Genomic DNA, 25,200 nt, shown 5'->3' with positions numbered 1-25,200 from the left:
TCGATGCACGATTCGGTTGGACTCTGACTCTCGGTGGACGCGGAAGCTAGGGTGGGGTCCGCGGATCGCCAAACGCGAGCTTGCGGGCGATCCGGCTGCGTACCGGAGTCTCAGCCGGACGGGCCTCCGTCGGGTTCGCGGATGATGCCGTAACCGGCCACGCCCCCGCGCTCGTCCAGCAGGATCCAGACGAGCGAACCCACGCCCTCGGCGAGCGGGCCCGAAACGAAGTTCAGCGGGACCTCTGCGCCTCCGGGACGCACGAGGCGGAACTGTTCCGCCTCCCCCTCGAGTCTCCCGACCAGAGGCCGCTCTCCGTCTACCGACACGACCTCCCATGAAGACACGTCGAGAGCCGCCGCGGGCTGCTCGCCCTGCCGCAAGTGGCCCGTGATCCGGACCCTCGCACCGGAGAGCCTCCGGATATCGTCCCGCAAGACACCCAACGCGATCAGGGAACGGCCGTCCTCCGCCTGAACGATCGTATTCGGGAAGGGTTCGCTCCCCACGACGCGCACCGTCCCCACGAACGACTCGGGACCGACCTCGCCCACCCGGTCCACGGCTTTGGCCAAACGTGCGCCGGGCGCACAGGCCCCGATCACCCCGCTCGCGACCGCACAGGCCAGGAGATGACGGACGCCGCGCCGGTCCGGGCGGATCAACGCGTACGCACGACGATGATGCGCGCCTCCGCGCTGTTGGGAACGTTGCCGCCGGAGGCGATGGTCGTCTCCACGATCATCGAGGGATGGCCCCCCGCCGCCCGCAGATGGTAGTAACGGGCCGTCGAGGAACCGAGGTCGAACTCGTCCGTCGACGACACGCCCGCCCCCATCTGGATGATGCGGCGCCGGAGCGGGTCGCCTCCGGTCAATCCCCGGACCCCCGCAGTCCGCAGTTCCTCCCACAGTCGCGGCCAGTTCCATGTCGAGAACTGGGCCCCGTCCGGGAGCGCCTCGTGTGCGTCGTCCGCCGCCGAAGCCGCGAAGTGCTCGGCCAGAACGTCGCCCCAAGTCGTCGTCTCGCCTGCGACCACCTCCGCCGCGCGGAGGAAGTTCTCGTATCCGAACAGATAGCCGGGGCCGCCGACCGCGAGTTCCCGGTAGAGGGCCGCCTCGCCCGACCCGGCGACGATCCCGCCCGGTCCGGCCGGCCCGTAACGGTCGCCGAACCAGCGCACGAAGACATATCCCCAGCCGCGCGTCGCGAAGTCGAGCGTGTTGTTGTTCAGCGCGAGCGGGTTGAATTCGGTCGTGGCGGAGAGGTATTCGCGAGCGTTTTCCAGATTGCCTTCGAAGAAATCGCGGAACGCCACAAGGTCGGGATCGCCGGCGATCAGTTCCGTGTACCCGTAGTTCCCGCGTACGCGCAGTCCCTGCCGGTAGAAGCCGGTGACTTCCTCCGCCACGTGCGACAGGCCCTCGTTGATCCACAGGTCGGCGTTACCCCACGTGTCCTGGCCGCGCTGCCCCCCCAGGCGCTGCGAGGCGTTGAGAAGGTGCTGGTATTCGTGCGCGACCAGGCTGCGGGCGACTCGCTTCACGAAATCCACGCCGATCTCGATGCCGAACTCGGCATCCGGGTCCGGACCGATCAGCCAGACGATCTCGGCCTCGTTGCTCGCCGGGCAGTTCTCGCGCTCGAAGAGATTCCCGATCCAGTGGAAGCCGATGACGACGCTCCCGCTCTCGGGCTCGCTGAGACGGTTCACCTCTCCGGTGAAGAAGGCGATGACGCGCTGGTTGCCGTCCAGATCGTCCGGCTCGCCGAAGTATTCGTGGCTCACCGGGGCGATGAATTCATCGAGTTCCCGGTCGAGGTCGGCGTAGTCCTCCTCCGTGAATCGACCGGCGAGTCGATCGTCCTCGACGATGATGAAGTGCTCGCCGACGGTCCGCACCGTCGACTTGATGGGCGTGTTCGCCGTGCACTGGACGCCCCCTCCGGGCACGATGGCGGATCTGACCGTGAGCGTGTCACCCACCCGGGGGACGTCGGAGACGGCCGCCGCGAGCCCGCGCGAAGCCCGGCCGATCCCCTCGGCGGGGCGGGCGCGGAGGCGGCGCAACTCGCGTTCGGTCTCGATCATCTGCCGCAGATGCCAGTCCCGGTCGGGGCGCAATTCGCCGGCAAGCCCGCGAGCCGGCGGGATCGCGGCATCCCTTCCGCTGCGGTTCGTCCGCGCGTTCGGGACGACGTTCGGGCTCACGTCGTCCGCTCGGGCTCTGACGCGCAGGGGAGTCGTGCGTCCCTCCGAAAGCGACGCGCTCATCACGATCACCTGGTACTCGCGCCCTTCCGCCGCCCCCTGAATCTCGAATGCACGGATCGCGTCGCGTTCGGAGAGTACGTGGACCTCTCCCGGCCGCAGGTTGAGCGAGGCTCCGATCGTCGGTCCGGGCGGCGGAGGCGGCGGTCCGGGCGGTGGAGGAGACGTGGGTCCCCCTTCGCCGCCGCAGCCCCCGACCGCCGCCGCGGAGGCCACGGCGAGGAGGATTCCAGATACGCGACAGACCATCAGCGCGTCCTCAGTACGGTGACCTGCGCCCGCGCACGTCCGGGGAGGTTGGCTCCGGCCGGGTCCATGACCTCGACGACCAGGCCGGGCGTCGCGCCCGAGCTCACGAGCGAGAAGTAGCGCCCGGTGGAGGAGTTCACGGTGAACTCGGTCGAGCTGCTCGTCGACACATGGACATTCACCCTCGAGGGCGTGAGCGGGAAGTCGCGGGTGAACGGGCAGCTGTCTCCGAGATTGGATTCGCTCAGCTGCCGGTACAGCGCCGGGAGATTCCAGGTCCTCCACTGCGTCCGGGGATCCGCGGCGGCCGGCGCGCGGTCGTCCGCGATGAGAGACGTGAGGTACAGCGAGAGGAGTTCGTCCCACTCCATCTCCACGCCGGCCACGGCCTGGAGCGCACGCTCGACGTTGGTGATGCCCTTGAAGTGCGCGGGCCCGCCCGAGGCCAGATACCGAAACAGTTCCTCCTCCCTGCCGCCGGGCAGCGCTCCCCCACTCCCGGACGCCCCGAACTGGTCGCCCAGCCAGCGTGCGAAGCCGTACCCGAAGCCACGGAAGGCGAGGGATTCCACTCCTCCCGGATCTTCGCCGGCGGCGTCCCCGAGCACCCGGGTCGCCGCCGGACCGTTGGGATCCGGCGTCGGACAGCCGCCTCGCAGAAAGCGGCCGAGGCGAATCTGATTCACGACGTGATAATGGTTGTAGATGGCGAGTTGTTCCTCGCTCGTCGTGATCATGTCGAGATCGAGGTTCGCCCTCGTCCCGAGGCCCGCGGCGCGGAGGCCGGCGATCTCCTCGGCAAGGTGGGCCATGCCTTCATCGAGCCATGCCACCTCTCGATCGCCGAAGATGTTCCCGCCCCCGAGCGTGACGCGCTGCTGGGTGTTGAGGAGGTGCGCGAACTCGTGCGCAACGGTCGACCGCGCGAGCGCGTTCGCGAAGCTGAGGCTGATGTCCGCGCCGAAGTCCTCGTCCGGATCCGGACCCACGAGATAGAAGATCTCCCCCTCGTTCGAGGCCTCGCAGCTGGATCTCGCCGTGAGATCGCGCGCCAGGAAGAAACCGGCGACGACGCTCGCCTCTCCGGCGGGGGTGAGCTTGTTCACCTCGGCCGTGATGAGGGCGAAGACGGTGCCGTTGTCGTCGATGTCCGCGGGTTCGCCGAAGTAGGCGACGTCCATCGGATACACGACGTCGTCCAGCTGCCGGCCAATCGCCTCGAACTCGTCCGGCGAGAACCGGTCGCTGTCCGGCTGATCGTGGAACTGGAGGTCTTCGACGATGGTGAAGTGCTCTCCGGCGTACCTGACCTCGCCCGTGACCATCGTCGGATTGCGGCAGTTCACGACCAGGTCCGCCCCTACCCCGACTCTGAAGGACAGGGTGTCTCCGAGTCCCGGCGGCTGTAGCGCATCGGCCAGCTTCAGAGGATCGAGCCCCCGAGTTCCGGGCCTGACGGGCTGGGCGCCGACCGCGGCGAGTTCCTGGAGATCCCGCTCCCGAAGAATGCGCTCTCGCGCGAACCAGGACGCCCGTCGGCGAAGGTCGCGGCTCAAGTCTCCGCTCGCAGGCGCGAGACGGGGCGCTCGGGGCGGGGTCACGTTCCCGGAGGCGCGCTCGGCGCGAACCCGTATGCAGCCGTCCACGCGCTGACCGGGCGCTTCGGAAGCGCTCTGCACGATGACCTGGTAGTCGCGGGGCGAGTCGCCGCCCGCCAGCCTGAAGGCGCGCACATCCCCGGGGTTGTCGAGCGTGGCGTGCTGGCCGGGGGCCAGGTCCAGCGTGACGGATACGGACGGCGTGGCCGCCCCTCCGCACCCCGTGGCGAGCGGAGGAGGAGGGGGAGGCGGTGGCGGGTCCGTCGTGCCGCCGCCGCAAGCCGCGAGCGCGAGACCGGAGATCGCGACACCCGGACGCGGTGCCCTGCCGCGCAGTTTCAGCATGCGTGTCTCACAGTCGGTCTCCCTGCCACGGTCCATGCGACGGCCGACTCCCGGGACCGGTCGGCCTCCCGAAGCCAAGATACCCGCCCTTCAGGATCCGTGCCCGGCAAGGCGGCCGAAGTTCCCGTCCGCCCCCTGCAGCCGCCGGGAGGTCAACGAGTTCGGAGCACGACGATGCGGACGGCCTCGGAAGAGGGGATGGAAAGCCCGGCCCGGGTCGTGAGCTCCAGGCGGATCTCCGGGTGTGGCCCCTCGCTCTCAAGCTGCAGATAATATCCCGTCGAGGCGCCGAGTTCGAAGTCGATCCGGGCATCCGTCCCGGCGGCGAGCGGAACGTCCATCGCCCGGAGCGGAAAGGCGCTCGCAAAGGGAGCCTTCCCGTCCAGTTCCCGGTGCAGGGCGGCGAACACATCCCGAAGATGCAATGTCTTCACCTGGGCCGAAGGGGGAGCGCCGGGCTGATCGTCGGCGATCGGGGCCACGGCCCAGGCCGCCAGCAAGTCTTCCCACGTGGCCGGCCCGCCGTGCGCCGACGCGACCCGCTCGACGTTCTCCACGCCCCGCGCGCGTCCGTTCCCCCCTCCCGCCAGGTCGTGGAAGATGGCCTCCTCCGCCGCTCCGCCGAGCAGTCCGCCGCCCTCCGTCGCGTACTGATCCGCGAGCCAGCGCAGAAAGAGCCACCCGAAGCCTCGCATCGCGAGCGAGGACACTCCTGCGGGGTCGCGCGCCCTGGCGTCACCCAGCGCGGGGGTCCGGTGCGGACCGAGCAGGTAGATTGCGGAGCGTCGGAAGTTCGGGAAGTGGTAGGCTTTGAAGCGGTCGGAATTGGCGGAGAGTCGCGCGAAGCCGTAGTTGCCGCCGGGGCGCAGGGACGCGCCCGACATCCCGACGAACGTCTCCGCCGAATGAGCGAGCGCCTCGCTCAGCCAGGTGACCTCGAGGGATGCGAACGATCCCGAGGCGAGCACCGTGCGGCGTTCGGCCGAGACGAGGTGCGCCAGTTCATGCGCGGCCACGCCGATCGCCCCGGTCGTCGCGAAACTCGCGGGTACGGGCTTCGAGAACCGGCCGTCGGGATCGGCGGCAAGCAGGTAGAGGATCTCCCCGCCGTTGGACGCCGGGCAGTCCTCGGGATCGGCCAGATCGGCCGGATTGAAGAACCCCAGGATCCTGGTGTCGCTGCCGCGAGGCGTGGTCCGGTTCACGACCGGCGTGAACAGGACCCAGACGACGCCGTTCCCGTCGATATCCGCAGGTTCGCCGAAATACGCCGAGAGCACGGGGAAGACCGATCGTTCGAGCGATTCGAGAACGGCATCGTAACCGTCGCCGCTCAAGACGCCGGCCCCATCGAGATCCTCGACGACCGCGAAGGTCGGGCCCACCGCGCGGACGACCGCCGTCACGTCGTGGATCCCATCGCAGTCCACGTCGAGATTCGGATGCACCGCGTTGCTGAAGATCACCGTGTCGCCGACCGAGGGGGCCGTCGGGGCGGCGAGGGCCGCGTTCGCGCGCGCCATGCCCGGGTCCCGCGCCCCGGCGGGCACCTGGCGGAGCGGGCGCGCGCCGAGCACGGCGCGGCGGGCATTCGCCCGGAAGGCGAGTTCGGCCCGCGACGCCTCCGCGAGGCCGAGTCTGTCGTCATCGAAGCCCAGCAGGTCGACCGGCAGCGCCCGTGCCGGAGCGATGAGCGGGGGGACCCGTGCGGCCGCCGCCGCCCTCGCCCGGGCGTCGAGCCGGAGGCGCGTCGTCGCCCCCGGCGTGCGCAGGCCGCTCTGCACGACCATCACATACCGCGCCGAGGCGTTGGCTGCCCCGATCTCCATGACCTGGACGCCTGCCGCCGGCAGCACGCACATCTCCCCCGCCGCGAGAGCCAGCGTGACGCGGGTGGCGCCGCGCCCCGCCACGGCGGGACAGAGGTCTCCGTCGGGGCCCGTCGCATCCGTGCAGGCCAGCGGCGCCAGGGCGACGATCCACAGCGCCCTCCGCGCGACACCCGCGCGAGCCATGGGAGGTCCGGAGTCGAATCTGGGCAACAGCATCGCGACATCCTAACCGCGGGGGGCGGATGCGCGAAGGCCCGGCCGAAGCCGGGCCTTTCGTGCTTTCCAACGCCGGAAACGGCGGGGACGGCTTCCCGTCCCCATCACGGGCTTGCTAGTACATCCCGCCCATGCCGCCGCCCGGCATCCCGCCGGCGGCCGCCGCCGCGGCATCCTCCGCCTCGGGACGCTCCACCACGACCGCCTCGGTCGTCAGAAGCAGACCCGCGATCGAGGCCGCGTTCTGGAGCGCGGTCCGCGTGACCTTGGTCGGGTCGATCACGCCGGCCTTCACCATGTCCTCGTACTCGTCGGTGGCCGCGTTGTAGCCGGTGTTCCGGCCCTCGGCCTCGCGCACCTTCTCGACGATGATCGAACCCTCGGCCCCGGCGTTCGAGGCGATCGTGCGAACCGGCTCCTCGACCGCGCGGCGCACGATGCGGATGCCGATCGTCTCGTCGGCGTCCGAGCCCTCGACGCCGTCCAGCACCGCCTGGCTCCGCAGCAGCGCCACGCCGCCGCCGGGCACGATGCCCTCCTCGACGGCCGCGCGGGTCGCGTGCAGCGCGTCCTCGACGCGAGCCTTCTTCTCCTTCATCTCGGTCTCGGTCGCGGCGCCCACGTTGATGACCGCCACGCCGCCGGCCAGCTTCGCCAGCCGCTCCTGCAGCTTCTCGCGGTCGTAGTCGGACGTGGACTTGTCGATCGCGACCTTGATCTCGCTGATGCGGCCCTGGATCCGGTCGGTGTCACCGGCGCCGTCGACGACCGTCGTATTGTCCTTGTCGATGACGATCCGCTTGGCCTGGCCAAGATCGCCGACCACCGTGTTCTCGAGCTTGAAGCCGAGTTCCTCGGAGATCACCTGGCCGCCCGTGAGGATCGCGATGTCCTGCAGCATCTGCTTGCGGCGGTCGCCGAAGCCCGGAGCCTTGACGGCCGCGACCTTGAGCGTTCCACGCAGCTTGTTGACGACGAGCGTGGCCAGCGCCTCGCCCTCGATGTCCTCGGCCACGATCAGGAGAGGCTTGCCCATCTGGGCGACCTTCTCGAGGACCGGCAGCAGGTCTTTCATGGCCGAGATCTTCTTGTCGTGGATCAGGATGATCGGCTCGTCGAGGACGACCTCCATCTTGTCCGGATCCGTGACGAAGTAGGGCGACAGATAGCCGCGGTCGAACTGCATCCCCTCCACCGTCTCCAGATCGGTCTCGAGGCCGCGGGCCTCCTCGACCGTGATGACGCCGTCCTTCCCGACCTTCTCCATCGCGTCGGCGATCAGTTCGCCGATCTCCTGGTCGCTGTTCGCCGAGATGGCGGCGACCTGGGCGATTTCCGTCTTGCCCGAGGTTTCGACGGAGATCGCGTGGAGGTTCGCGACGATCGCTTCGACGGACTTGTCGATGCCGCGCTTGAGCGCCATCGGGTTCGCGCCCGCCGTCACGCTCTTGAGGCCCTCGGTGAAGATCGACTGCGCGAGCACCGTCGCCGTCGTCGTGCCGTCGCCCGCCGCGTCGGACGTCTTGGTCGCGACTTCCTTCACCATCTTCGCGCCGAGATCCTCGACCGGGTCATCCAGCTCGATTTCCTTCGCGACCGTGACGCCGTCCTTCGTGATCGTCGGACTGCCGAACTTCTTCTCGAGGACCACGTTCCGCCCCTTGGGGCCGAGCGTGACCTTGACCGCGCGCGCGAGCTTGTCCACGCCCGCCTTCAGGCGCTGCCGTGCCGCGGTATCGAATTCAAGTTCCTTCGCCATTTCGTCTCCTTCGCCCGGTTATTCGGGCACATCAGTCAACGGGTTTGACCCGCCGTCTCCCGCTTCAGCGGCTAGAGGACGGCCAGAACGTCGCTTTCCTTCACGATCAGGTAGTCGTCGCCATCCAGCGAAACCTCGGTCCCGGCGTACTTGCCGTAGAGAACCCGGTCTCCGGTGCCGACTTCCATCGGGATGCGTTCGCCGTCGTCGTTCATGCGGCCGGGACCCACGGCGACGACGGTGCCCTGCTGCGGCTTTTCCTTGGCGGTGTCCGGAATGTACAGACCACCGCGCATCTCCTCGGTCTCTTCGAGCGGCGCGACGACGATGCGGTCGGCCATGGGGGAGATGTTCAGTTTCGTGTTCGAGGCGGTTGCCATCTTGCCTGTCCCTCCTTGGACCTTCGGTATTGGGTGATCCTTCCGATGAAAGCCGCGAGGGATCCCGCGGCTGTTAGCACTCTGGCGCAACGAGTGCTAAGGCGAGCCGAACATATGCGGGGCCACCGTTCCGATCAAGAGGCTGCGACCGGTCGGCGGGAGCGGCGGCAAGAGCGGCGGCGGCATCGGGCGGCGGGCCGGCCGCGGAACCGGTTCGGGGGTTATGAAACCCGCCCCGTACACCTATCGTACGTGCGGGCCAGAAAGGGAGGTCGACATGTTTCGTACAGCAGCAGTGCTTGTGGCCGCGGGCGCGGTGGGTCTGTGGGTGACGGGAATCCTCTTCTCCGTCGTCCTGCCCCTCGTGTGGATGGTCGTGAAGGTCGCGCTCTTCGTCGCGATCTTCTACCTGATCGTGCGGATGATCAACCCTGAGTTCGCGGAAAAGATGAAGGAGAAGTGCTGCGGAGGCGCCGCTTTCTTCCGCGGATCCGGAAGCTAGCCGCTAGCCGGCGGGCGGCCCGAACAGGTATCGGTCCGCGATCGCGAGGCCGGTGATCGTCAGCGCCGGCTCGATGCGGTCCACCGTGCGGCAGTGCGGCCCCACGACCCGCGCGAGTCCGCCCGTCGCGACGATGAGCGGCTCGCGCTCCCATTCCTCGACGATCCGCGCCACGATGCCGTCGATCCCTTCCACCACCGAGTAGAACCCGCCGCTCAACAGACAGTCCTGCGTGTTGCGGCCGATGACCCGGGCCGGCTTCTCCACATGGATCTGGGGGAGTTGCGCCGTCGCGCGCGCGAGCTGGTCCGTGCCGGCCGTGGGACCGGGCGCGATGACTCCGCCCACGAAGACGCCATCGGCCGTAATGCAATCGAACGTCGTCGCCGTCCCGAGATCCACGACGACGGTGTCGCGACGGTAGAGTTCCGCCGCGGCGAGCGTGTTCGCGATGCGGTCGGCGCCGACTTCGAGCGGGTGGTCGACATCCAGCCGGACGGGGATCGGAGATCCGCCGTTGAGGAAGCGCAGCGGCGCGTCGAGGCTTTTTCCCGCCGCCAGCCAGACCCGGTGCAGCGCGGGGACGACGGAAGCGACGACGATCCGCTCCGGAGCCGGGAGTTCCCGCGCTCCGAGGAGCCCCCGGAGTTGGAAGCCGATCTCATCGGCCGTTCGACGCCGGTCCGTCGAGATCCGCCACGTGTGCACGGGGCTGAGATCCTCGAACCACCCGAGGACGGATTCGGTATTCCCGATGTCTACGGTGAGGAGCATGAGATCAGCTTCCGCCAAGAGCGATGGAGCCCGCGACGACGCGGCGCAGGGCGCCCCCGCGCGGCCGCAGCAGGAGGGCGCCGTCCGGGGCGATCCCGGCTGCGAGGCCGATGGCGGGTTCGCGGTCCGAGAGCCGGTGCTCGACCCAGCGATTCTTCAACCAGTCGAGACGGTCGAGTTCATCGAGCGACGCCGCGTCGAGCGAAGTCGGCACGCGCGGGAGCCGCCGCTCGAGTCCCGCCACGACCGCATCCGCGACGTCGACGAGAGGCGCCGGATCCACGCAGTCGGCCAGGGCCACCGCTCCGTCGACATCGTCCGGCAGCCGGCCGGCCTCGACGTTGACGCCGACGCCGACGACGAGGAACACATCCCTGCCGCCGTCCCGGGTCGTCTCCGCCAGGATGCCGCCGAGCTTCCGCTCCCGCGCCATGAGGTCATTGGGCCACTTCACGGCCGAGCCGAGGCCCGGGAAGCGCCGGTTCAGTTCGCGCGCGAGATCGACGCCGGCCACGACCGTGACGAGCGGCGGCACCGCGGCCGCGCTCAGGCGAAACACCATGCTGAGATAGAGGCCCGCTCCCGCCGGTGACCTCCAATTCCGGCCCGCCCTTCCCCGCCCGGCCGTCTGCTCGTGGCAGAGCACGATCGTGCCGGACGGCGTCCCGGCTTCCGCCAGTTCACGGGCGAGATCGTTCGTCGAAGGGATGCGGTCGAAGGCGAAGACCGACTCCCGGTCCCAGCGCTCACGCAGCGCGGCGACGGGCTCCCCGGCCCAGCCTTCTGCCTCTTCTGCGAGCATCGTCGCTCCGACGTCAGTCATTCAGCGGTCATCCGCGAAGCGCCGGCCAGATCGCGGCCGCCGCAAGGTACCCCCCGCCGATGAACCAGCAGTACCAGGCGAAGCGGTGGAATACGCGCCGCTCAAGCATCCTCAGGAAGATACGAATGGCGAAGACCCCTGACAGGGCCGAAGCTGCGAAGGCGACCGCGAGGGGCAGAACCCCGACCGCGAGTCCCGCCTCCCCGAGATCCGGCGCCTGCAACACCGCCGCCCCTCCGATCGCGGGGATGGAGAGGAGAAAGGAGAACTCGGCCGCGCGGCGGGGTTCGACGCCGGCGGCGGCCGCCGCAGCCACGGTACTCCCCGAACGCGAAATGCCGGGCAGGATGGCGGCGGCCTGCGCGAGACCAATCGCCAGCGCCCCGCCGGCCGTCGGCCGCGCGCCAGTTGCCCGGCGAGACAGGCGCCGGATCGACCAGACGACGGCGCCCGTGACCAGAAGCATCGTCGCCGCGAGCACCGGCCGCTCGAACATGGGCTCCAGCGCGTCCCGCAGGCCGACCCCGACGGCGGCGGCCGGGAGCGTGGCCACGGCCAGGAGTCCGACATCCCTCATGCTCGCACGATCCGCCGTGCACGCGCCCCGCACCAGCGCAGCGAGGCGTCCGCGATAGACCCAGCACACGGCGCACAACGTCGCGACGTGGACGGTGACCTCGAACACCACCCCGGGGAGCTCGACCCCGAACAGCGCCTGCCCGAGCACGAGATGCCCGGAACTCGACACGGGCAGGAACTCCGTGAGGCCCTGGACGACGCCGAGGACAAGGGCTTCGAACGGGTTCACGCCGTCGGCTCCCCCGGGTCGTCATCCCCTTCGGCGAGGACTCTGCGGTAGAGCGACTCGTAGCGGGGGATGATGCGGTCGATCGTGAAGCGCTCGAGGGCCCGATCCCGCGACGCGCCGGAGAACGCGTCCCAGCGCGCCTCATCGCTCAGCACCGAGATCGCCGATGTCGCCATCGCTTCGACCGCTCCGACCGGATGCAGGTAGCCGGTCACGCCGTGCTCCACGACTTCGTCGAGACCCGTCCCGGCGGACCCCACCACGGGAACGCCGGACGCCTGCGCTTCCAGCGCCACGAGACCGAAGGATTCCTGCTCGCTCGGGAGAAGAAAGAGGTCGGCGCTGGCGAGGAGTTCGGCGACGGAATCGATCTTGCCCAGGAAGACGACGCGCTCCGCGATACCCAGGTCCGCGGCAATCTCCGCTGCGCGCTGCCGCTCCGGACCGTCTCCCACGAGGATGAGGCGAGCCGGCACGGCGTGCGCGACCCGGGCAAACACCTGCATGAGGTCCGGAATCCGCTTCACGGCCCGGAAATTGGAGATGTGCATCACGACCTTTTCTCCGGCCCGCGCGAGCAGGTGCCGGCCCCGGTAGCGGTCGCGGTCGTAGATCTTCGGGTCGACGAAGTTCGGGATGACCTCGATCGCGCAGCGTTCGCAGTCGAAGTCGCGGTGCGTCCGCTCGCGCAACCAGTCGGAGACGGCCGTGATCCGGTCGGACTTCTCGATCGAGAAGCGGGTGATCGACCAGTAGGACGGATCCTGGCCGACGAGCGTGATGTCCGTGCCGTGCAGGGTCGTGACGAGCTTCACGTCGCGGCCTCCGTCCCGGAGCATGTCGCGCGCGATCCATCCAGCCGTGGCGTGGGGGATCGCGTAGTGCACATGGAGGAGGTCGAGTGCCTCGCGCCGTGCGACTTCGTGCATCGTGACGGCAAGCGCGAGCGAATAGGGGGGGTATTCGAACAGCGGGTAGCGGTTGACCTCGACTTCGTGGAAGTAGACGCCGTCGATGAAGTGAATGAGACGGAACGGCTGCGCATAGGAGATGAAGTGTACCTCGTGCCCCCTTCGGGCGAGGCCCAGCCCCAGCTCGGTGGCGACCGCCCCGGAGCCTCCGTATGTCGGATAGCACGTGATCCCGATCTTCATCGTCCCCTCGTCATCGTCTTCACCGTCCCATCTTCATCCTGATTCGCGCCAGTCGTTTGCGATGCGGCGCGCAAGTTGCCCCGGTGTCGTCGACCCGTCCAGCGAATCGAGCACGACCGCGTCCTCGGGGATCTGGTGCCTGAACCACGTCCGCTGCCGGCGCGCGTAGCGCCAGGTGGCCCTCGACACGCGATCGACCGTCTCGTCCACGCCGGCCTCGCCCCGGACGAGCGACGCGACATCCGCGTAGCCCAGCGCGTCGAAGGCGCGCGAGCCATCGAGGCCGCGTGCCAGGAGGTCGCGCACCTCCTCCGGCCAGGCGCCGCCCCGGATCAACGCCTCGGCGCGGCGGGCGATCCGCTCTCGGAGCAGCGGCGCGGGCCAATCCAGCACATAGGTCGCGGTCCGCAGCGGCGGACGCTCGGTCGGCGCGCTCGTCATCCAGCGGGTCAGCGGCACACCCGTCAGGAGCGCCAGTTCCACCGCGCGCGCCGCTCGCTGCCGGTCGAGCGGGCGGCGCCGCGCAGCCAGCACCGGATCGAGGCGGGCCGCCCAGCGCACCAGTTCCTCGCGTTCGAGCCGGTCCAGCCGGGCGTGCAGCGCCGCGCGGCGCGCCGGGTCGAGCGGAGGCTCCTCGAACATCGGGTGCGTGAGCGCACGAAGGAACAGCCCGGTGCCGCCGGCAAGGATGGGGACGCGCCCCCGAGCCCGGATCTCGGACAGCCAGCGAGCCGCCAGGCGCGCGAAGCGACCCGCGCCGTAGCGCTCGCGCGGGTCGAGGAAGCCGACGCCGTGGTGCGGCGCGGCGGCGAGTTCCCCGGCGGAGGGGGCCGCGGTCCCGATGACGAAGCCGCGGTACGCCTGGCGGCTGTCCATGGAGATGATCTCGCCGTCCAGCCGGCGCGCCACCTCGATGGCGACGGACGTCTTGCCCGAGGCGGTAGGGCCCGCGATGGCCGGCACGGGTGAACTCCCCACGGGCCCGGCGCCTACCCGCGGCCGAACCGCCGGTCGAGCTCCTCGACGCTCAGGCGCACGATCGTCGGGCGGCCATGGACGTCGTGTCCGGGCAGCGGGGTCGCGAACAACCGGTCGAAGAGTTCCCTCGCCTCTTCCGGCGAGATGTGCGCGCCCGCCTTGATCGCGCCCTTGCACGCCATGCTCATCGCGAGGCGCTCGTGCTGGCTGCGCGCCGTATTCACCAGCGGGGATCCCTCCGCCAGTTCGCGCACCATCTCGCGCAGGCAGCGTTCCGCGTCGAAGCGGGCGTGGGGCTGCGGGGCCGCCGTCAGAATCCAGGTCCGCTCGCCGAACGGCTCCAGCTCGAAGCCCTGCCGGACGAGCAATCCGGCGAGATCCTCGAGCGCCTCGGCTTCCGGAGGCGAGAACTGCATCGTGACCGGAAAGAGGAGCGCCTGGGAGGTGCCGCCCCCCGCCTCGAACCGCGCCATGATCTCCTCGTAGAGCACGCGTTCGTGCGCCGAGTGCTGGTCGACGATGAGGAGCCCGTCGCGGGTCGCCGCGAGAATGTAACGGTCGTGGAGTTGCCACAGTTCCGGGCCGACGAACGGAGCCTCCGCCGCGCCCCCCTCCCCGCTCGCGCCGGCTTCGCCCCCCGGCTCGGGCGGCGCGCCCGCGTCGTCGCGCCCCGAGACGAAGAGCGCGAACTGCGGCATCTCCGCGGGCGGCTCGCCGCGGGGTGTCCGGGCACGGCCGCGGGAGGACGTTCGATCGGCTCGCTCCGGGTCGGGCGCGTCGCCGGGGACTCCCATCGGTTTCGTCGAATCGAGCCGCGCCAGCGCCGCCCGTACCGCATCGTGCACGGCGGTCTCGACGCTCTCGCGGTCACGGAACCGCACCTCCGCCTTGGCCGGGTGGACGTTGACATCCACCGATGCGGGCGGCGGTTCGATCCGCAGGAAGAGACTCGGCCGAACGCCCTCCACGACCGTCGTCCGGAACGCGTCATCCACCAGCCGCAGGAGCGCGGGATCCCGAAAGGGGCGGCCGTTCACGAACGTGTAGCGGCGCCCTCCCCTCGCGCGCGCCGCATCGGGCCGCTGGACGAAGCCTCGGACCCGCACGGGGCCGCCCGCATCTTCCACGGGAATGAGCGTGGGGGCGAGGTCTCCCCAAAGCTGGCCGATCCGTTCGAGCCAGTCCCGCGCGGGGGTGAGATCCATGGAGGCGCGGCGGTTCGACTCGAGCCGGAAGCCGACGGCAGGGTTCGCAAGCGCGAGGAGCACGAGCGCTTCGCCCGCGGCCCGGGACTCGGCGGCCGAACTCCCGAGGAACTTTGCGCGCGCCGGCAGATCGTGGAACAGCGCGCGGACCGTCACCGTCGTGCCGCGCCGGCGCGGCACGTCATCGACGCTGCGGATGCGCCCGAAATCGACCCGCGCCCGCACGCCCTCTTCCGGGCTCAGCGCCGTATGCAGTTCGAAACGGCTGACCGCCGCGATGGAGGGCAGCGCCTCGCCCCGGAAGCCGAAGGAGCGGACGCTCCGCAGATCATCCACGCTGCGGATCTTGCTCGTCGCGTGCCGGTCCAGAGCGAGCACCGCGTCCTCGCGATTCATCCCGCTCCCGTCGTCCGAGACCCGGATCTCGGTCTTCCCTCCGTTGCGGAGCGCGACCTCGACGCGCCGCGCCCCCGCATCGACCGCGTTCTCGGCGAGTTCCTTGACGACGGAGGCGGGACGCTCCACGACCTCGCCGGCCGCGATCTGGTTCGCGACATGGTCGGGCAGGATCCGCACGCCACCGGCCGCAGAGGGGCTCATGCCGCGTCCTCCAGACCGTAGAAGCGGCGCGCGTTGCGGGCCGTGAGCGCCGCCGCTTCCTCGAAGGACGTGCCGCGCACTTTCGCCAGCCGCTCGCACGTGTGCGTGAGGTAGGCGGGTTCGTTTCGGCGTCCGCGGCGTGGGACGGGCGCCAGGTAGGGAGCGTCCGTCTCGATGAGGAGCCGGTGGGCCGGCACGGCGCGGGCCCATTCGGCCAGTTCGGCGACAAACGTGATGAGCCCCGAAAAGGAGACGTACCAGTCCGCAGCCAGGGCGGCATCGAGGAGTGCTTCACCTCCCGTGAAGCAGTGCAGCACGCCGGCGGCGCCGTCGCCGTACTCCCTCACCCGCTCCGCCGTCTCGGCCTCCGCCGAGCGCGAATGCACGACGATCGGCAGGCCGAGCCGCGCCGCCATCCCGAGGTGCGCCTCGAAGTTCTCCAGCTGGGCCGACCGGGCCGCGTTGTCGTAATGAAAGTCGAGACCCGTCTCGCCGATCGCGACGACTTCGGGGGCCTCGGCGAGGCGCTCGATCTCGCCCATGAGGGAGGCCGAGGTCCGGTCCGCCGAGTGGGGATGGAGCCCGGCCGTCGCCCACAGGCCGGGCGTCCGCGCGGCCAGCGCCGAAGCCTTCTCCGCGTCCTCGGGGTCCGAGGCGACCGTGACCATGCCGCGCACGCCCCGCGCGTGGGCTCGGTCCACCACCTCATCGAGGTCGGGGCCGAAGCGTGCCGCCGTCAGATGGAGGTGCGAATCGAAGAGCGTGGGCTCGGTCCCGGCCACCCGTGGCGAGCCGCGGCTAGCCGCGGGCGGCGATCGCGGCGCGCTTGCGCGCCCGGTCGTGAATCTCGACGAGAACGGGCGATGCCACGAAGATCGAGGAATACGTCCCCACGAGCACTCCGATGATGAGCACGCCGGCGAAGGGCCGAATCACGGCGCCCCCGATCACGACCAGCGACAGCAGCGCCATCAGCGTCGTGCCGCTGGTGAGGACCGTTCGCGGCAGCGTCTCGTTCAGGCTGCGGTTGAGCGTCGTGTCGTACGCTTCCTTCCGCTTCTTCCTCAGGTTCTCCCGCACGCGGTCGAAGACGACGATCGTGTCATTGAGCGAATACCCGATGATCGTGAGAATCGCGGCTACCGTGGCGAGGTTGATCTCGATATCCAGCAGCGAGATGAACCCGAACGTGATGAACATGTCGTGCACCGTCGCGATGACGGCGGCCACGCCGAACCGCCACTCGAAGCGGAAGGCGAGGTAGATCAGGGTCAGGAGGAAGGAAAGCAGCACGGCGATGACCGCGGTGCGCTGGAACTCGTCGCCCACCTTGGCGCTCAGCGTATCGCCGCGCGCAATCTCGAAGCTTCCCGCGGAGTACTGCGTCTCGAGGCTCGCCCGGATCTGGTCCCGGATCGCGTTCTGGTCCTCATCCTCCCCGACCGGAACGCGCAGCAGAAAGTCGAATGTCTCCGCTCCGACCGTCCGCAGCTGCTGAATCTGGACGCCCGTCGTGCCGCCGGTCGTCAGTGCGTCGCGGATCTGGCCCACGTCGGTCGTCTGCGAGAACTGGACCTCGAGGAGCACGCCGCCGGTGAACTCCACGCCCGTCCGCAGCCCGCCGCGAAAGATGATCGACAGGAGACCGATCGTGATGATCGCGGCCGACGCGAAGTACGCCGGCCGGCGCATGGAAAGGAACTTGTAGCTCGCGTTCTGGAAGACCCTCATGATGACTTCGTTCCTATATGCTCACGGACTCCCGGGAGCCTCGTCGGTTCAGGTACATGGTGAAGAGCGTCCGCGTCACGTAGATCGCGGAGAAGAACGACGCGAGAATCCCGATGCAGAGCGTGACCGCGAAGCCCCGCACCGCGCCGGTCCCGAACTGGAAGAGGATGATCCCGGTGATGAGCGTCGTGAGGTTCGCATCCACGATCGCCGACAGCGCGTTGCCGAATCCCGCGTCCACCGCCGTGCGCGGCGTCTTCCCGGCCGCGAGTTCCTCGCGCACCCGTTCGAAGATGAGGACGTTCGCGTCCACCGCCATCCCGATGGAGAGGATGAGACCCGCGATGCCCGGCAGGGTGAGCGTCGCGTCGAGGCCGGCCAGGCCCCCGAGCATGAAAACGACGTACGTGAGCAGCGCCCCGACGGCGAGTACTCCCGCCGCCCGATAGTAGATCATCATCAGGATGATCACGCCGACGATCCCGATGATGAAGGCGGTGCGGCCCTGGCGGATCGAGTCTTCGCCGAGCGAGGCGCTCACGTTGCGCTCCTCGACCACCTCGATCGGCATCGGCAGCGCGCCGGCCCGCAGGACGAGCGCGAGTTCCTGCGCCTCCTGGAAGGAGGCTCCGGGCGTAAGCTCGATCTGGGCGCGGCGGCTCAGGACGCTGCGGATGACGGCGTAGCTCTGGACCCGGCCGTCGAGGACGATGGCCATGTTCTCGCCGATGTTCCGCGCCGTACCGCGCTCGAAGACCCGCGAGCCGCGCCGGGTCGTCTCGAAGGGAACGATCGGCTGGTTGAACGTCGGGTCGCGGTTCGCCGGCCCCGCGTCCTGAAGCATGTCGCCCGTGATGAGCGGCTCCGACTCGAGCACATAGAGCGGCACGTAGGATCCCGCGCCGGCTCCGACCTGCTCCACGCCCCAGTGCAGCGTAACGCCCCTGGGGAGCGCGTCCCGGACGCTCTCGAGTGCCAGCCACGCCGCCACGGTGGGCTGATCCTCCTGCGGGACGAGATACTCGCCGAGGATCCGTCCCTGCCCCAGAAGGGCCGAGAGCGGCCGCGCAGTGGTCTCGTCCACCCCGTCCGCCGCGTCGTCTTCTTCGGTCGCGAGGGAATCGGCGGCCGGGTCCGCTTCTTCGGCCGCGTCCCCTTCTTCGACCGGATCCGCCGCGGCGGCGGAATCGGCGGCGCCACCGAGGATGTCGCTGAGGTCGACTTCCGGCTCGGTCTCGAGCGTCGTGACCCGAAGGTTCTCGATGCCCACCTCGTTCACGATCGCGCGGTCGATCCGTTCCAGAGCGTCCACGAACTCCTGACCGTCGGTGACGATCTTGAACTCCATGAACGCGGTCTCCGTGGCGATCCGCTTCGCCTGCTCCGGATCGTCGACCCCCGCGAGTTCGATGATGATGCGGTTGCCCGAGCGCTGGATCGTCGGCTCGCGGACGCCGAACTCGTCGATCCGGTTCCGAATCGTGGTGAGCGTGCGTTCGACCGCGTCGTCGAGGTCCTGCCCGCTCAGGGTGTTCTCGGGATCGTAGATCTCGACCGCGAGGTGCATGCCGCCCTGCAGGTCCAGGCCGAGCTTGAGCGGCCAGACCCGCTCGGATTCGCCCGTCACTTCGTCCACGATGGTCTCGGGCACCAGGGCGAAACCGCAAACAGCTACCAGAACGGCGATCCAGATCAATCGCCATCGTACCGAACCGAACATCTAGATTGTCACCGTTCTTCGTGGGTCTCGTGATCGCGGCCCGCGTCGGGGCCCGAGCGACGCCGGCCGAGCCGGGGACCGTCGCTGCGAAGTGGCAAAGGGACGCAAAACTAGCCCAGCGGCGCGCGAGAGGAAACTACGCGGCGTCTACGCGGCGTCTCGCGCCGGATGGTACGTTCCTCCGCCGCGCCGCGCCATCTCGGGCGACGCGCGCCGGGCCCGCGCGGGCGGGGCCGAAATCCGGGGCCCGGAGCGGCGAGGAAACGCATGGCACATGACCGTTCGGAGAACCGATCCGAGACGCGCTCGCGCGGCCAGCGCATCGGGCTGTGGCTCGGACCGCTCCTCTTCCTGCTGATGCTGCTGCTCGACCTCGAGCCGGGCCGGCCCGAGGTCACGCGCATGGCGGCGGTCGCCGTCCTCATGGCCACATGGTGGATCACCGACGCGATTCCGCTCTTCGCGACCGCGCTGCTCCCGCTGCTCCTGTTTCCGATCCTCGGGATCGGACGGACCGGGGAGACGGCGCCCATCTACTTCAACAGCACGATCGTCCTCTTCCTCGGCGGCTTCATGATCGCGCTCACGATGGAGAAGTGGGACGTACACCGGCGGATCGCGCTCTGGGTCATCCGCGCGGTGGGCGGCGGCCCCGCCCGCATCGTGCTCGGCTTCATGCTGGCGGCGGCCTTCCTCTCCATGTGGATCTCGAACACGGCGACCGCGATCATGATGGTCCCGGTGGGACTCGCCGTGATCCTGCGCATGGAGGAGCAGTTCGGGCGCGACCGGACGCGCGCCTTCTCCGTGGCGATCATGCTGGGCATCGCCTACGCCTGTTCCGCCGGCGGGATCGCGACGCTGGTCGGCACGCCGCCGAACCTTTCGCTCCAGCGGATCTTCGCGATCACGTTCCCGGACGCGCCGCACATTTCGTTCGGGGTGTGGTTCGTCATGGCGCTGCCCATCGCGGCGCTCATGCTCGGTTTCGCGTGGATACTGATCACGCGTGTCTTCTTCCGCGTGCCGGAGGACGTCTCCGTCGACCGTGAAGTGGTGGAGTCGGAGATGCGGAAGCTCGGTCCCGTCGGCTTCGAGGAACGGGCGATCCTCGCCGTCTTCGCCACGACGGCCGTGCTGTGGGTGTTTCGCGCGCCGATCGAGATCGGTCCGCTCACGGTGCCGGGCTGGTCCGCGCTCCTGCCGTACGGCGACCTGCTCGATGACGGGACCGTCGCGATCACGATGGCCTCTATCCTCTTCCTGATCCCGACGAGGTCGGCCGGCGCGAAGTCCGCCACCATCATGGGACCCGACGTGGTCCGCCGGCTGCCGTGGAACATCGTGCTCCTGTTCGGGGGAGGCTTCGCCCTCGCCCACGGCTTCCAGGCCACGGGACTCGCGCGGTTCATCGGCGAGGGGTTCAGCGGGCTGTCGGCGGTGCCGCCGCTCGTGCTGATCCTCGTCATCTGCCTCGCGATGACGTTTCTGACCGAACTCACGTCGAATACGGCCACGACCGAGATGGTGCTCCCCATCTTCGCGGCCGTGGCCGTCGCGACAGGCGTTCACCCGCTCCTGCTGATGGTCCCGGCGACGCTCTCCGCGTCCTGCGCCTTCATGATGCCGGTGGCGACCCCGCCCAACGCCGTGGTGTTCGGGAGCAACCGCGTGAGGATCGCGGAGATGGCGCGGGCGGGACTCTTCCTCAACCTCATCGGCGCGGTCGTGATCACGCTGATCTTCCGTGCCCTCGGGCCGCTGCTGTTCGGGATCGAACCGGGCGTCCTCCCCGACTGGGCGGCGCCGACCCCCTAGCGAAGGCCGTACGAACCCCGCGCGCAGGCCGCCGAGGGGGCCGGGAAGAGGGGATCCGGTCGCGTCGCCCGCGGAGACGACCCGACCGGTCCGCAGGCGGTTACATCCCCTGGTGTGCGCCCATCAGGAACCAGTGCATCATCAGGCTCCCGTCCTCGCCGCGCGAGTAGAGCGCCGCGTAGTGCCCCCCGCCGGCCCCGTCCGTGCCCTCGGTGCCGTACGTGCCGATGCCCACCGCGTGTCCATCGTCCAGGTCGTGCGCGGACCATGCCGACATGCCGCTGAACGTGACGCCGGCGTCGAACAGCGCCTGCAGTCCCTCCTCGACGGCCGCGCGGCCCTCACGGGCCCCCTCTCCGGGCAGCATGGCCACGGCGTCCTCGGTGAACGTGTTCGCCACCATCGAGGCGTGCCCCATGTTGTAGTGCGTGACGAAGTAGTCGCCACTCGCCTGGATGAGATCGCCGCCCATTCCCTCCGGCATGTCCATCATCGCGCCGGCCGACATGGTCTGATCGGGCGTGTCGAGATTGGCCACCATGCCCTTCAGCGCCCACTCTCCGTCGGCGTCCTCGGCCACGGCCATGTAGTAGCCGGAGTTGCGCGCATCTCCGCCGGTCAGCACGTAGTGTCCGCGCGCGACGACCTGGTCGCCGAACGCCATCGCCGCGCCGGGGTGGATCGCGATCTCCGAACTCCCCGCGTCCATCCGCGACTGGAGACCTTCGCCGATCGCGTCCCTCCCGTAGAGCATGGCCCCCGAGCTGCCCCAGAGGACTCCGTCCTCGGCGAACTTGCTCGCGACCATGCTGCCGTGACCCATGTTGTAGTGGGTCTGCCAATAGTCCGTGATCGTCGCCATCGCCGCATCGGCGTCGGGCATGGCGGGGGCGTCCATCGCCTCCGTCATCTCCTCCGCCATTTCCTCCGTCATTGCGGCTTCTTCCGTTTCCGCCCCGCCGCAGGCGATGGTCAGAGCCAGGGCAAAGGGAGCCAGGGTGCGGATGCGCATCGGGTACCTCCTTCGGAAATAAAACGTCGCGCCCTCCGCACGCGTGCCTTTCACTGCGGGGATCGTCGACGAGACAAGGCGTAACTGTCGGAACGCTACGCGTTTCAAGGCGGATCCGTCAATGCGGCGGGCCAGCGGTCCGCGGCAACGGATGGACCGCCGAGGTTGGCCCGTCATTCCGCCCCCGCTTACGTTGGGCGCCCGGGTCGACGGCCGCCGAGACCCGCACACACCACCTCCGAACCGGGAAGCCAACAGCATGGTCCAGATCGTGCGTCGCACACGTCCTCTCGCCCTCATCCTTTCGCTCTCGCTCCTGATCGCGGTCACCGGCTGCATCCGGCCCTTTGCCCGGCCGACTCCCGCCCCGTCCGCTTCGGGCGAGGCCGAATCCGGCCCCCGCGGCGGCGGGGATGACGAAGACGGGCCGGAGCCCTATTCCGAAGTCGTCACGGAGGAGGCGGTCACGGACTCGGGGATGGTCCACGTCCACCGGGTGGACGACAGATGGCTGTTCGAGATTCCGGAGGAGATTCTGGGACGCGAGATCCTGCTCGTGAGCCGGCTGGCGTCGGTTCCCGAGGGGATGGGCTACGGCGGCCAGAAGGCGAATACGCAGGTCATTCGCTGGGAGAAGAACGGGCCCGACGACGAGCGGATCTTCCTTCGCGTCGTGAGACACACGAACGTGGCGGACGAGGCCCTTCCGGTGGCGCGGGCCGTGCGGGGCGCGAACTTCGAGCCGATCCTGCGCGCCTTCGACATCGAAGCGCTGAACGACGACTCGACGAGCGTCGTCATCGACGCCACGCCGCTGTTCGAGTCCGACATCCCCATGTTCGGGCTGAGCCAGGGACGCCGCGACGCGTACCGGGTGCGCTCGCTGGACTCGAACCGCACCTACGTCGACTGGGTCAAGAGCTTCCCCCGCAATGTCGAAGTGCGGCATGTCCTCACCTACAACGCGCAGACGCCCCCGTCGAACGCGAGCACGAACTCGATCTCCATCGAGATGAACCAGTCGATGATCCTGCTGCCGGACGAGCCGATGGAGCCGCGGATCTTCGACGAGCGGGTGGGCTTCTTCAACGTGAGCCAGGTCGACTACGGCCGCAGCGACCAGAAGGTCGTCACGCGCACCTACGTGACGCGGTGGCGGCTCGAGCCCAGCGACACCGCGGCCTTCCGGCGCGGCGAACTCGTCGACCCGGTCAAGCCCATCATCTACTACCTCGATCCCGCCACGCCGGAGAAGTGGCGCCCGTACCTGATCCAGGGGATCGAGGACTGGCAGGAAGCCTTCGAGGCGGCAGGCTTCAGCAACGCGATCCAGGGGCGGATGCCGCCCTCCTTCGAGGAGGATCCCGAGTTCAGCCCGGAGGACGTGCGCTATTCCGTGATCCGCTGGCTCCCGTCGGAGGTTCAGAACGCGTCCGGGCCGCATGTACACGACCCGCGAACGGGAGAGATCCTCGAGAGCGACATCCAGTGGTACCACAACGTCGCGAACCTGCTGCGGAACTGGTACCTGATTCAGACGGCGGCCGTAAATCCGGCGGCGCGCCGCGCGCTCTTCGACGACGAGGTGATGGGCCGGCTGATCCGTTTCGTCGCCGCGCACGAGGTCGGACACACCATCGGACTCCAGCACAACATGAAGTCGAGTTCCGCCTTCCCCGTGGACTCGCTGCGGGCCCCGGGCTTCGTGTGCCGGCAAGGGGTCGCGCCTTCGATCATGGACTACGCGCGCTTCAACTACGTCGCGCAACCGGAGGACGAGGGCGCGTGCGTGGACCCGCGGATCGGCGAATACGACCGCTTCGCGATCAACTGGGCCTACCGCCCGATCCTCGGTGCGGACGCGGACGAGGAGCGCCCGACGCTCGACGCGTGGATCCGTGAGGTCGAGGACGACCCGGTCTACTATTTCGGCAGCGCGACGCCGATCGACCCGAGCGCCCAGACGGAAGCCATCGGCTCCGACGCCATGGAGGCGAGCGACCTCGGGATCGAGAACCTGAAGCGGATTCTCCCCCAACTCGTCGAGTGGAGCAGCGACGGGCGTGAGGGAGAGAACTACGAGGAGCTGGCGGAACTCTACAACAACCTCATCGGCCAGTGGAACCGCTACATGGGCCACGTCGGGACCGTGGTCGGCGGCGTGACGCGCACGCGGAAGCGGGTCGGCCAGGAGGGCGCCGTCTACGAGTTCGTGGACGAGGCCACGCAGCGGCGGGCGATGGACTTCTTCGCGCGGCAGGCCTTCGACCCGCCGACGTGGATGGTCGACGAGGACATCCTCGCGAAGATCGAAAACCCGTCAACCGTGGACCGGATGCGGAGCATTCAGGTTCGGGTCGTGAACATGATCCTCGACCCGGGCCGCATGCAGCGGTTGATCGAAGCGGAAGTCCGGAACGGGGGGGACCACTACAGCCTCGGCGAGTTGTTCGAGGACCTGCGCGGCTCCATCTGGGGCGAACTGGACACCGGCGCCCCGATCGGGGTCTACCGGCGGAATCTCCAGCGGGGACACCTGGAGAGGCTCGAGTATCTGATGACGCAGGAACTGTCGCTCCCGATCTTCTTTTTCGCCGGCCTCTCCGACTTCTTCACCTCGGTGGACGTGTCCCAGTCGGACATCCGCGCCTTCGTGCGGGGCGAACTCCACGGGCTCCGGGATGCGATCGAACGCGTGCTCCGGCGGCGGCTCGACCGCACGACGGAACTGCACCTTCGCGACGCCCTGGCCAGGATCGACGACATCCTCGACCCCGACTGAGCCGTGCGGGCCGGCCCGTCAGGGTCTCAGCGGGCCGGCCGCCTCAAGGTCTCAGCGTCTCAGCGGGCGGGCGCCGTCAGGGCCTCAGTCCCAGGATGGAGGGTAGCACGCGCCCGAGCCATTGTCCGATCCCGCCCGCCGGCACCGAAACGATCACTGCGGTGGAGGTCTGGGGGGCGTCTCCGCCCGGCCCCGCGCCGGCCTGACCTCCGCCGGCCCCCGCCGCAGCGGCAGCCAGGGCCGCCGTTCCCGCCACGAGTCCGGCCCCGAGCAGGACGCTCTTCGTCGTCGAGAATTCGCGCACCTCGATGCTTGCGATTCCATCCCGGGCCACGCGCAGCGTGTCGTACTGCACCACGTCGCGGAACAGGCCGAGAGTATGCCGCGTGCTCGCCTCGAACCAGATCGTATCTCCCACGCTGACGATCTTCCCCTCGACCGCAACCGTCTCGGAAGGGGAGTTGGGATCGACGATGGCGGACCGGATCGGCACGCGCAGCCTGGCCACGGCGCCCACGGGAGCGTCTTCGGCGAACCGGTAGGAGTAGCACCCCGAGGCCGTGAGCCCGACCAGCAGAAAGGCCACGGCCCGGCGGCGCCGCGATCCGCCCGCCGGCGGGGAGTCGGAATGCAACTCGGAAG

Annotated in this window: 20 protein-coding genes; 3 read left to right on the top strand and 17 right to left on the bottom strand. The window is 69.3% G+C overall.

Going from position 1 to position 25,200, the window contains the following annotated elements; genetic code table 11:
* Nucleotides 1-110: 110 nt before the first annotated feature.
* From ACOGXI_RS02665 to groES, 6 genes are all read right to left on the bottom strand, one after another.
* Nucleotides 111-665 (bottom strand): hypothetical protein, encoded by a 555-nt coding sequence (locus ACOGXI_RS02665; protein WP_419937363.1) that lies wholly within the window; start codon nucleotides 663-665, stop codon nucleotides 111-113.
* Nucleotides 662-2,521, bottom strand: a complete 1,860-nt coding sequence (locus tag ACOGXI_RS02660; RefSeq protein ID WP_419937362.1) for a hypothetical protein — start codon at nucleotides 2,519-2,521, stop codon at nucleotides 662-664. The genes ACOGXI_RS02665 and ACOGXI_RS02660 overlap by 4 nt, the downstream gene beginning before the upstream one ends.
* On the bottom strand, nucleotides 2,521-4,464 hold the full coding sequence (locus tag ACOGXI_RS02655; protein ID WP_419937361.1) for a hypothetical protein: 1,944 nt from the start codon (nucleotides 4,462-4,464) through the stop codon (nucleotides 2,521-2,523). The genes ACOGXI_RS02660 and ACOGXI_RS02655 overlap by 1 nt, the downstream gene beginning before the upstream one ends.
* A 152-nt stretch (nucleotides 4,465-4,616) precedes the next feature.
* Nucleotides 4,617-6,512 (bottom strand): hypothetical protein, encoded by a 1,896-nt coding sequence (locus ACOGXI_RS02650; protein ID WP_419937360.1) that lies wholly within the window; start codon nucleotides 6,510-6,512, stop codon nucleotides 4,617-4,619.
* 115 nt (nucleotides 6,513-6,627) lie between these two features.
* Nucleotides 6,628-8,271, bottom strand: coding sequence for a chaperonin GroEL (gene groL, locus ACOGXI_RS02645; RefSeq protein WP_419937359.1), 1,644 nt, complete (start codon nucleotides 8,269-8,271; stop codon nucleotides 6,628-6,630).
* Between the two features lie 71 nt (nucleotides 8,272-8,342).
* The gene (groES, locus tag ACOGXI_RS02640) at nucleotides 8,343-8,651 is read right to left on the bottom strand and encodes a co-chaperone GroES (RefSeq protein ID WP_419937358.1); all 309 of its coding nucleotides are present in this window, start codon (nucleotides 8,649-8,651) and stop codon (nucleotides 8,343-8,345) included.
* A gap of 277 nt (nucleotides 8,652-8,928) precedes the next feature.
* On the opposite strand from groES, the gene ACOGXI_RS02635 reads away from it, so the two are divergent.
* Nucleotides 8,929-9,153: a hypothetical protein gene (locus ACOGXI_RS02635; protein ID WP_419937357.1), complete on the top strand. Its 225-nt coding sequence runs from the start codon at nucleotides 8,929-8,931 to the stop codon at nucleotides 9,151-9,153.
* A gap of 3 nt (nucleotides 9,154-9,156) precedes the next feature.
* Here ACOGXI_RS02635 and ACOGXI_RS02630 read toward each other — a convergent pair whose 3' ends face one another.
* Genes ACOGXI_RS02630 through secD form a run of 9 tightly spaced genes read right to left on the bottom strand, consistent with a single transcriptional unit; the run spans nucleotide 9,157 to nucleotide 18,922 of the window.
* The gene (locus ACOGXI_RS02630; RefSeq protein WP_419937356.1) at nucleotides 9,157-9,927 is read right to left on the bottom strand and encodes a type III pantothenate kinase; all 771 of its coding nucleotides are present in this window, start codon (nucleotides 9,925-9,927) and stop codon (nucleotides 9,157-9,159) included.
* Nucleotides 9,928-9,931: 4 nt separating this feature from the next.
* Nucleotides 9,932-10,750, bottom strand: coding sequence for a biotin--[acetyl-CoA-carboxylase] ligase (locus ACOGXI_RS02625; RefSeq protein WP_419937355.1), 819 nt, complete (start codon nucleotides 10,748-10,750; stop codon nucleotides 9,932-9,934).
* 7 nt (nucleotides 10,751-10,757) lie between these two features.
* The gene (locus ACOGXI_RS02620) at nucleotides 10,758-11,558 is read right to left on the bottom strand and encodes an undecaprenyl-diphosphate phosphatase (RefSeq protein WP_419937354.1); all 801 of its coding nucleotides are present in this window, start codon (nucleotides 11,556-11,558) and stop codon (nucleotides 10,758-10,760) included.
* Nucleotides 11,555-12,712, bottom strand: coding sequence for an N-acetyl-alpha-D-glucosaminyl L-malate synthase BshA (bshA, locus tag ACOGXI_RS02615; RefSeq protein WP_419937353.1), 1,158 nt, complete (start codon nucleotides 12,710-12,712; stop codon nucleotides 11,555-11,557). Before bshA ends, ACOGXI_RS02620 begins: the two co-directional genes overlap by 4 nt.
* A gap of 33 nt (nucleotides 12,713-12,745) precedes the next feature.
* A complete protein-coding gene (miaA, locus tag ACOGXI_RS02610) occupies nucleotides 12,746-13,675 on the bottom strand; it encodes a tRNA (adenosine(37)-N6)-dimethylallyltransferase MiaA (protein WP_419937352.1) in 930 nt (309 codons plus the stop codon).
* A gap of 26 nt (nucleotides 13,676-13,701) precedes the next feature.
* The gene (gene mutL, locus ACOGXI_RS02605; RefSeq protein ID WP_419937351.1) at nucleotides 13,702-15,495 is read right to left on the bottom strand and encodes a DNA mismatch repair endonuclease MutL; all 1,794 of its coding nucleotides are present in this window, start codon (nucleotides 15,493-15,495) and stop codon (nucleotides 13,702-13,704) included.
* The gene (locus ACOGXI_RS02600; RefSeq protein WP_419937350.1) at nucleotides 15,492-16,277 is read right to left on the bottom strand and encodes a TatD family hydrolase; all 786 of its coding nucleotides are present in this window, start codon (nucleotides 16,275-16,277) and stop codon (nucleotides 15,492-15,494) included. The genes mutL and ACOGXI_RS02600 overlap by 4 nt, the downstream gene beginning before the upstream one ends.
* Nucleotides 16,278-16,293: 16 nt before the next feature.
* Nucleotides 16,294-17,226 carry a protein translocase subunit SecF gene (secF, locus tag ACOGXI_RS02595; protein WP_419937349.1) on the bottom strand — a complete coding sequence of 311 codons (933 nt, stop codon included), beginning with the start codon at nucleotides 17,224-17,226 and terminating at the stop codon, nucleotides 16,294-16,296.
* 13 nt (nucleotides 17,227-17,239) lie between these two features.
* A complete protein-coding gene (secD, locus tag ACOGXI_RS02590; protein ID WP_419937348.1) occupies nucleotides 17,240-18,922 on the bottom strand; it encodes a protein translocase subunit SecD in 1,683 nt (560 codons plus the stop codon).
* A 291-nt stretch (nucleotides 18,923-19,213) separates the two neighbouring features.
* Here secD and ACOGXI_RS02585 point away from each other — a divergent pair, with 291 nt between their 5' ends.
* Entirely contained in the window at nucleotides 19,214-20,764 is a 1,551-nt protein-coding gene (locus tag ACOGXI_RS02585; protein WP_419937347.1) for an SLC13 family permease, read from the top strand.
* A 100-nt stretch (nucleotides 20,765-20,864) separates the two neighbouring features.
* Here the strand turns inward: ACOGXI_RS02585 and ACOGXI_RS02580 are convergent, their stop codons facing one another.
* Entirely contained in the window at nucleotides 20,865-21,776 is a 912-nt protein-coding gene (locus tag ACOGXI_RS02580) for a DUF4440 domain-containing protein (protein WP_419937346.1), read from the bottom strand.
* A 259-nt stretch (nucleotides 21,777-22,035) separates the two neighbouring features.
* On the opposite strand from ACOGXI_RS02580, the gene ACOGXI_RS02575 reads away from it, so the two are divergent.
* The gene (locus ACOGXI_RS02575) at nucleotides 22,036-24,558 is read left to right on the top strand and encodes a zinc-dependent metalloprotease (protein ID WP_419937345.1); all 2,523 of its coding nucleotides are present in this window, start codon (nucleotides 22,036-22,038) and stop codon (nucleotides 24,556-24,558) included.
* 76 nt (nucleotides 24,559-24,634) lie between these two features.
* Here ACOGXI_RS02575 and ACOGXI_RS02570 read toward each other — a convergent pair whose 3' ends face one another.
* On the bottom strand, nucleotides 24,635-25,144 hold the full coding sequence (locus ACOGXI_RS02570) for a hypothetical protein (RefSeq protein WP_419937344.1): 510 nt from the start codon (nucleotides 25,142-25,144) through the stop codon (nucleotides 24,635-24,637).
* Between the last annotated feature and the right edge of the window lie 56 nt (nucleotides 25,145-25,200).

Origin of the sequence: Candidatus Palauibacter sp., assembly GCF_965208055.1 — a bacterium.
In the GTDB taxonomy this organism is placed as follows: Bacteria; Gemmatimonadota; Gemmatimonadetes; order Palauibacterales; family Palauibacteraceae; genus Palauibacter.
Note: the sequence above shows the minus strand (reverse complement) of the source record. Positions and strands in the feature narration are given on the sequence as shown.

What these genes read in the sequence shown, in the direction of transcription:
- ACOGXI_RS02660 (WP_419937362.1), bottom strand. Translation starts at nt 2,521, where the DNA reads ATGGTCTGTCGCGTATCTGGAATCCTCCTCGCCGTGGCCTCCGCGGCG.
- ACOGXI_RS02655 (WP_419937361.1), bottom strand. Translation starts at nt 4,464, where the DNA reads ATGCTGAAACTGCGCGGCAGGGCACCGCGTCCGGGTGTCGCGATCTCC.
- ACOGXI_RS02650 (WP_419937360.1), bottom strand. Translation starts at nt 6,512, where the DNA reads ATGCTGTTGCCCAGATTCGACTCCGGACCTCCCATGGCTCGCGCGGGT.
- groL (WP_419937359.1), bottom strand. Translation starts at nt 8,271, where the DNA reads ATGGCGAAGGAACTTGAATTCGATACCGCGGCACGGCAGCGCCTGAAG.
- groES (WP_419937358.1), bottom strand. Translation starts at nt 8,651, where the DNA reads ATGGCAACCGCCTCGAACACGAAACTGAACATCTCCCCCATGGCCGAC.
- ACOGXI_RS02635 (WP_419937357.1), top strand. Translation starts at nt 8,929, where the DNA reads ATGTTTCGTACAGCAGCAGTGCTTGTGGCCGCGGGCGCGGTGGGTCTG.
- ACOGXI_RS02630 (WP_419937356.1), bottom strand. Translation starts at nt 9,927, where the DNA reads ATGCTCCTCACCGTAGACATCGGGAATACCGAATCCGTCCTCGGGTGG.
- ACOGXI_RS02625 (WP_419937355.1), bottom strand. Translation starts at nt 10,750, where the DNA reads ATGACTGACGTCGGAGCGACGATGCTCGCAGAAGAGGCAGAAGGCTGG.
- bshA (WP_419937353.1), bottom strand. Translation starts at nt 12,712, where the DNA reads ATGAAGATCGGGATCACGTGCTATCCGACATACGGAGGCTCCGGGGCG.
- mutL (WP_419937351.1), bottom strand. Translation starts at nt 15,495, where the DNA reads ATGAGCCCCTCTGCGGCCGGTGGCGTGCGGATCCTGCCCGACCATGTC.
- secF (WP_419937349.1), bottom strand. Translation starts at nt 17,226, where the DNA reads ATGAGGGTCTTCCAGAACGCGAGCTACAAGTTCCTTTCCATGCGCCGG.
- ACOGXI_RS02585 (WP_419937347.1), top strand. Translation starts at nt 19,214, where the DNA reads ATGGCACATGACCGTTCGGAGAACCGATCCGAGACGCGCTCGCGCGGC.
- ACOGXI_RS02580 (WP_419937346.1), bottom strand. Translation starts at nt 21,776, where the DNA reads ATGCGCATCCGCACCCTGGCTCCCTTTGCCCTGGCTCTGACCATCGCC.
- ACOGXI_RS02575 (WP_419937345.1), top strand. Translation starts at nt 22,036, where the DNA reads ATGGTCCAGATCGTGCGTCGCACACGTCCTCTCGCCCTCATCCTTTCG.